Genomic DNA, 1,260 nt, shown 5'->3' on the forward strand with positions numbered 1-1,260 from the left:
TCCGTACGCAGTTCAAACCCTTCGCCCCTTGGCAGGCCACCTCCGTAGTGGCGTGGATGAGTGAGGTAGCCCAGATGCAGCGCGCTATGTTCGTGATCACTCATCAGCGCCGCGCTGATTTGCGCGGTGGTGTCGTCAATACGCAACTCGTTGGCTCGCGTCCCTTTGAACTCGCGACTTTTAGTCGTTGCTATTGCGTTGAGCTTGGGCAGCTCATACGGCGGCAGGTTGGTTTGCCGATAGGCTCGCCCGGTGGCGATGGGCTGGTCAGGGTCACCGTCGAGATAGCTGATGATCAGTTCCTGACCCACACGCGGAATCGCCATCGAGCCCCAGGTCGCACCGGCCCACCCCTGAGCCACACGAATCCAGCATGAGCTCTGATCGTCGTTTTTATCAGTGCGGTCCCACGGGAACTGCACCTTGACTCGGCCCCATTCATCGCAATAGATCTCCTCACCCGGCGGGCCCACCACCGTGGCGATCTGCGGGCCGTCGATGCAAGGTTTATTGCGCAGTGGGGCTTTCCAGTCGGAGGTCCAGCGGATGGCTGTGGCCTTCAGTTCATAAGACGTGCCGTGGTCGCTGCCGAAGGCTTCTTCCAGCAGGCTGCTGTGCTGCTTGCCTTCATGCTGGACGGTGATGGTGCGCCAACGATCATTGAAGTCCTCACGCGGATGTTCGCTGAGGTCGAAGGCCAGGCCCGGTTGCAGGCGCGCATCGTCGCCTTCCAGATGTGCCAGCTTGGCATCGTTGCGTAACGCGGCCAGGCGCGTTTTGGTAAAGGGCTTGCCGGCGATATCGCGTTTGTAGCGGCCGGGGTAGTCGTAGCGTTCGTAATCCTTGTGCTGGTTGTTCAGGTCCTGATCGCCGGTGGCGGTGTGCTGTTGGTTGTAGCGTGGGTGGGTGAAGGTGTAGTCGCGCTGCACTTGCACGGCGGTGCGCACTTGTTCGGTGTAATGGAAACGGGTCAACGCCGGTTCCATGGAATCGCCGCCACCCATGGGCTGGTAGATCACCGGGCAATCGGTGTGGGTGCCGATGGTGCCCAGGCCGCCGACGCGGTCGGTAAGGATCAGGGTGTGGCCGTCGGCGCGGTGTTCGAAGGTGTAGAGCAGGCCTTCTTCGGCGGCGAGGCGAGCGATAAAGTCGAGGTCGGTTTCGCCGGCCTGCACGCAGTATTCGCGGGGTTGGTGGTCGAAGCAGATTTCGCTGCGGATGTCGTTCAGTCGATGCTCGGCAAGCACGCTGGTGATGATG

The 1,260-nt window shown here is 61.3% G+C and carries 1 protein-coding gene; it reads right to left on the bottom strand.

Annotated features, from left to right (window positions below):
* On the bottom strand, positions 1–1,260 hold a 1,260-nt coding region (gene tssI / locus B6S09_RS18020), incomplete at both ends, for a type VI secretion system tip protein TssI/VgrG (RefSeq protein ID WP_141202003.1).

This window comes from Oceanimonas baumannii, from assembly GCF_002245495.1.
Lineage (GTDB): Bacteria > Pseudomonadota > Gammaproteobacteria > Enterobacterales > Aeromonadaceae > Oceanimonas > Oceanimonas baumannii.